At 37.3% G+C, this 6,586-nt stretch carries 1 protein-coding gene; it reads left to right on the forward strand.

Annotated features, from left to right (window positions below; all coding sequences use genetic code 11):
• Window positions 1–82: 82 nt before the first annotated feature.
• Window positions 83–6,586: SprB repeat-containing protein (locus ABJF52_RS00390; protein WP_348144654.1), on the forward strand; the 6,504-nt coding region annotated here is incomplete at its 3' end.

Raw genomic sequence — 6,586 nt, forward strand, 5'->3', positions numbered from 1 at the left:
AATTACCGTTATTTCAGAGCCTAAAGTGTGTGTAAATGCCAAACGACCACCACTTTATACCAACTAAAATAACGACCTACTTATGACTACGCCAAAATTTTTTGCCGGCAGTAATAAACTGAAAATATTTATAGTTCTTGCTTTAGCAGTAACGTCATTGTTCGCATATGTACTGCCTAAGACAACAACTATTGTATCAAAAAATACCAATATTGAGGAAGCTATTGTTCTTCCGCCGCACCCATTGTCTGGACTATCAGACAATGTAGTAATCTGTGGTGATGACGGTAGTGAAGTTCATGAAATTTATTTATGTGGTGCTAGTGATGAACGCTTGCTTTCAACCAGCATTTCCAACTTCAATCAAATAATTTGGTCAAAATTACAAGAAGGTAGTTGTACCGCCTCACAACCAAATTGCCCAAATACCTCTCCAACTTGTACTTGGGATCAAATAAGCACCAATACACAACATACTGTAACCGACAGTGGAGAATATAGAATTTACGTGCAGTACAATGATAATAGTATCGAGAGATACTATTTTAATGTTTATGCCAACGGCTTAAATCCTAATGCTGTAGTAACAGATATTGATTGTAGTGGCCCAGGAAGCATTACCATAAATAATGCTCCTTCATCGTACGAATACAGTATCAATAATGGAGCAACTTGGCAAGACTCCAATGTTTTCTCTATAACAAGTGTTAACTCGTATGACATTCAACTTAGAAGAAAAAATGATATTGGCGGATGTTTATTTGAGCTAAATGATATTGATGTAAATAATAATAGCATTGATGCTAGCGTAACCGTAATTCCAATTACCTGTAATAATTCCAAAGGAGGAATACAAGTTGATATTAATGATGCTTCATCAGCATATATCTATGAAATAAGTCAAGGTGGTAGTTTAGTAAATTCATCAGGACCAGTATCCAGTAGCTCTTATACCTTTAACAATTTAGATTCTGGAACATATGATATTGAAATAAGAATTTCCAGTAATTCTACATGTACTTGGACAGGCACTCAAACTTTGTCACCTTTTAATGCTGTACAACCAAGTGCAGTTGTCACTAAAAATATAGATTGTACTGATGGTGTTATTTCTTTGACACAGACAGGAGGTACTGCGCCATATGAATATAGTATTAATGGAAATGCTACTTATACGACATTCGCATCTGGCAATCAGACAACAATACCTATTACAACAGCTGGCAACTATGTAATAACTGTTAGAGATACTAATGGTTGTGAAGTTGATTCCGCACCAGTTGATGTAGAAGTAGAATCTGAAATTGTTTATACAGTAAACTCAAATGATATTACATGTAGTGGTAACGATGATGGGAATATTTCAATAGATGTTACCGATTCTCAAGGTTATTCTACAACTTTTAGTAGCGATGGAGGAAGCACTTTTCAGACTTCTAATGTCTTTAGTAATCTAGCAAGCGGCACGTACAATATTGTTATTAGAAAACAAAAAGCAGGAAGTTCATGTGATTTAGTCCATGGAGATATTACCATAAATACTAGTCCTGCATTTAATGTTTCTGCATCTGTTACGCAGCAAATAGATTGTACAAATGGCTCAGCAACAATAGCGGCTAGTGTAACTTCTGGTGGCACGGCGCCTTTTGAATACAGTACAAACGGTGTAAATTTTCAAACTTCTAGCGATTTTACTGGATTAGGAGCAGGAGATTATACAATAACAGTTAAAGATGTAAATGGATGTACTTCAACCGTTGACCAAACCGTAACCTCAGGTTCTAATCTATCAGATTTAACCTTTTTAACTAGTAATGTAGACTGTGCTACAGGTGCTACTGATGTTCAAATAATTGTGCAAGGTGGAACAGCTCCATTTACTTACAAAACTACTGCGCCAACTGCTTTAACTGCACCAGGCGATACCTTTAACGGATTAACGCCAAACACATATACTTTTGAAGTAGAAGGTGATGATGGTTGTAAAATTGTTCGAAACTATGTAGTTCCAGAACCAAATGCCACACAAGTAACAGCATCTGTAAAAAACAATGTAAGCTGTTTTGCTCCTGGTACGGCAGATGGTGTTGTAGATTTAACTGTAAACAATTTTGATACTGAATACAGTATTACTGTTGAGGACAGTTCTGGTAATTCTACTGGTTCACATGATGCCAATAACATTACTACAACTAATTATTCAATTACTGGACTTCCCGCGGACACTTTTACAATTTATATTTCTGATGCTTCTAGTGTTTGTCCAAAACCAATTACTGTAACTGTTGAAGCTCCAGCTTCAGCCCTTACAGTAGATTCTATAGATGTAGCACACTTAAATTGTGGCACACCAGGATCAGTAACAATTGAAGCTTCAGGCGGTTGGGGTAATTACACGTACACTGTTGAACAGCCAGATAATACTTTTACACCTTTTCAGTCTAGTAAAACAATAACTGGCCTAACACAAGTTGGTACTCATATTGTAAATGTTAGAGATGTTAATGGTTGTTTAGTAGACACAACGACTTTTGATTTAGAAGATCAAGGTGGTCCAATATCAGTAGTAGATCAAGCGAATTCAAATTACTGTTATAGTACATCAACACAAGGAGAATTAAAAATCGATATAACCGATAATGGTTATGCTCCTTACTTTTATGTAGTTAATAATGGAACACCGCAACCGGTTGTTTTAGGCACATTTACATTATCAAATTTAACTCCAGACACTTATGAAGTAAAAGTTATTGGAAACAATGGTTGTGAAACGATTGTAGCTGACACTAACATTTCTGGACAATTATTTGCATTAGGAAGTATTACAAAACCTTTGGGTTGTGGTTCTAATCCAGATGCTAATATTACTGTATTTCCAGAAGAAGGTTATCCCCCATATACTTATAGAGTAGATTCTGGGTCTGGTTATAGCGCTACACCTATGCCATTTACAACTTCCGTTGCAGGCACCTTCACTTTTGAGGTTACTGATGCAAAAGGGTGTATGTTTATTACTGACCCAATAGAGGTTACGGCATCACCTGCAATGACGGTATCGACAAATATTTCGAATACTGCTTGTGGTAAAGAAGGTACAGGATCTGTTGAATTAATAGCACATGGTGGCACTCCACCATTTACATATAGTTTTGACGGTGGTGCATTTACTGCACAAACATTATATAATGGCTTAGATGCTACATCTTATAACTATTCTGTTAGAGATGCTTTAGGTTGCGAAATTCTAAATCAAGTTGCGATTGTAGGAGCAGAAGCCGCTATTACTGCAGACATTGTTAAAACTGATATCTCTTGTGACCCTTTAAATGGAGGTACACAATGGGGTAATACCAATGTGAGTAACGTACAAAATGCGACAGGACTTCTCAATATTCAATTAATAAGAGTAAGTAGTGCTGCTGAACACGCTGCTGGTACGGCAAGAGAATGGACCTATAGAAACTACGAAAATGTAGATATGAGTTCATATCCAAGTGGATACAACATTCGAATGTACTGGCCACAAACATTTTATGTAAGAATAATAGATGAAAAAGGCTGTATTTTTGAATCTGATGTATTCGATATCGAACAACCTCCATTACCTTGGGTACAACGACCTGAAACAGACTTAGATCAATCATGTGCAAATGGCGCTACATTTGAAGTAGAAGTTGGAGACCCAACAAACCTTATAGGACCTTTCATGTATCGCATATGGCCATATGATGAAGACAACCCACCAGCATGGCGTAGTTTTGAGGTGCCAAACTCTCCAGTTTCAGGAACAGTTGGAGAAAATGAGGCCTATGGTGAAGATACAGATGTGGGTGCTTTTGAAAGAGATTTAAGAGTAAGTGGACTACTGTTCGGTGTAAGTTATTCTATAGTTCTATATGATGAAAATACAGGTTGTCAACGTTGGAGGAGTTTAGGTACTGTTCATGCTCCAGAAGCACCTAACAATGCTATTGATGTAGTTTCAACACCACAGAGTTTATCATGTTATTCCGGTAGCGACGGTAGAGTAAGATTCTCAGTTACCGGAGCAGACGACACTGGTGTTACTGATGCCAATGGTGATAGTGATTTCTCTGGACCGGATGGTAACACCACGATTAAATGGTCTATTAGACATTCAAGTGATTATGGTCAAACATCAGGATCTATTCCAGGCTATCGTCAAAATGGCACTCATACTGTACCGACATCTGGTGCAAGCACCATAGAATTTGAGGTGCCAAACCTTAGAGTAGCTTGGTATGTAGTTGAAATTGAAACAGAATCTAGCTGTAAATCAGGTAATAGATTTCTAATTTATAGACCCAAATCAAGATTAACATTAGAACTTGATCAGTATGTTTCTGCAAGTTGTAACTACGGAGCACAAATAGCCGTAACCGCCAAAGGGGGTTGGGACGACCAATCATACTTTAATGTTCGAAACAAATTAGATCAAGCTAGTTGGCATGAGTATGAATATGCTTACGTTGTAGCAAGTGATTATCCAGACCCTACTTTAATACCAACAGGTTCTTGGAGTGCTAATACCTTTGAAACGGTAACACCAACTGCATATGATGGTGATCGCAATGTTTACCAAGTATTTGTTAGAGATGGAGGTGGATGTATTGCAGCTTTAGACTCTCCAATTACAATTACTTATGACGACGAACCAGTAATTGACACAATAGATGTTACAAATAGATGTACCTCTACAAACGAACTTTATGATATAGTAGTTACACTTTCTAATCAAGGTACAAATCCAATTAATGGAGCACCATCATATATATGGGATGGTGAGGTTACAACTTCATCTACCAGAAGATTAGGCCCTGGTAATCACACATTAGAAGTAAAAGATGAAAAAGGATGTTCCGTAACTGAAAACATCTTCATTTACCCTCAAATGGTAACTTCAGCGAAGGTAACAGAATTAGAACCTTGTAGCCCACCAAACAGTGGCGAAGTTACAATTACGGTTTACGGTGGGTCTTTAGATTATACTTTTGAACGTTTAGACAATAGTGAAACAAACAGTACTGGTGTATTTACAGGACTTACACATTCTACATCTTATGATTTTAGAATTACAGATAACCAATCAGGTTGCCCAGTACAAACAATTACTGGAGTTACAATTGACGCTCCTGTTCAACCAGATTTTATTATTGACTCTATAGAGCATGTCACATGTAATGGTGCCGATGATGGTAAAATAGTCGTTTCACAAGCTCCATCTTCAGAAAACTTAGATGTTACTTATGAATATAGTTTAGATGGCATTACGTACCAAAATTCTAACGTATTCGACGGTTTAGCTCCTGGAATATATACAGATGTTAGTGTTCGTTCTTCTAAGAATTGTATTCAAATTTTACCAACGCAAACCATAACAGAACCTTCAGCGTTAACATTAGACCCTCCAACGGTTTCACCATTTACGTGTACTGCTGATAATGGATTAGGTATGGCTACTATTACAGCAACTGTTGATAACGGTACTGGCACTCCGACCGGAACCGCTCCTCATAATTATAGTTTTGATGGCAGTAGTTTTAGCGCTAATAATACATTTGATATTGCTTATACAAATGTAGCGCAAACCATTACTGTTGATGTTATTGACACAAATGGTTGTACCGATCAAACAACGGTAACTATACCGGCAGCTACAAAGGTAACTGCCACGATTGTTGAAACACAACCTATGGACTGTGATGACGATGCTATTTTTAATGTTGTCGGAGCTGATGGTAGTGGAATTCCTAATTATGAAACTAGAGAACTTCCTTCAGGCAATTTAATTAACGGGACTGGTCATGGAACTATAACAATACCAGCCGGTAGTCCAGGTACTTATGTATACGAACTTACAGATACAGCTACAGGTTGTACAGCAAATGTAACTTATACAGTAGCACCTTTTGAAACTATAGAGGTTTCTGCAACGAAATTAGATGACATTAGTTGTTTCACTTCAACAGATGGTGGTTTAGAATTTACGGTTTCAGGTTACACTGGTGCATACGTTTATGATGTATATAACACTAACGCACCAAGTACTTCAATTTTAAATGGTTCCAGTAATACTTCAATGGGTGCGGTAAGTATAAACACTTTAGGTGCTGATACTTATTTTGTAGTTGTAGATGCTACTGATGCTCCAAAATGTGAAGCAGAATCCAATTACATTACAATACAATCACCTGCCGAAGCACTTGATTTTACATATCAGACTACACAACAGTTAAGTTGCGTACCTGGAAGTGACGCACAAATTACCGCTACCCCAGTTGGTGGATGGTCTGGATATGAGTTTGAATTAGTAGACCCAGCTAATCCTGGAACTCCAATTCAATCTTTTGATCCAAATAATGTATTTAGCGGTTTAACTTCTGGTATTAATTACGAACTTACCCTTAGAGATTCAGGTGGATGTGATAATGTAATGCAGGTAATTACAATACCAACTATTGATGCGATTATATTAACCGAAACGAGTACGAATCCAACTTGTCCTGGTGCTGCTAATGGTTCTATAACTGTAACCGCCTCAAGAGAATTTGGTAATGGACATACA

Source organism: Aurantibacter sp. (assembly GCF_039941195.1).
In the GTDB taxonomy this organism is placed as follows: domain Bacteria; phylum Bacteroidota; class Bacteroidia; order Flavobacteriales; family Flavobacteriaceae; genus Aurantibacter_A.